General features: G+C 68.3%; 1 protein-coding gene. It reads right to left on the bottom strand.

The window, feature by feature from the left end; genetic code table 11:
- Positions 1 to 268 (bottom strand): aminotransferase class V-fold PLP-dependent enzyme (locus tag AAEY88_RS13865; RefSeq protein ID WP_350563314.1); only part of this gene is annotated, 268 nt, incomplete at both ends.

Here is a 268-nt window from a genome sequence, read left to right as displayed (position 1 = left end):
CAAGCGGTTCCACGGGGATGCGCCCTCGCAGCCAAGCCAGCCCGATGCCCTTCGGCGCGCCGATCTTGTGCCCGGCGAGCGAGAGGGCGTCGACGCCGAGAGAGCCGACACGAAGGTCGAGCCACCCCGCAGCCTGCACGGCATCGGTGTGGAACGGTATTTTGTGGGCGGAGGTCACCGAGCCGAGGGCGGCCAGGTTCTGCACCGTGCCGATCTCGTTGTTGGCGTACATGAGCGTGACGAGAGCGGTATCCGGGCGCAGCACGGA

The organism is Psychrobacter sp. CAL346-MNA-CIBAN-0220, assembly GCF_040309805.1.
Classification (GTDB): Bacteria; Pseudomonadota; Gammaproteobacteria; order Pseudomonadales; family Moraxellaceae; genus Psychrobacter.
Note: the sequence above shows the minus strand (reverse complement) of the source record. Positions and strands in the feature narration are given on the sequence as shown.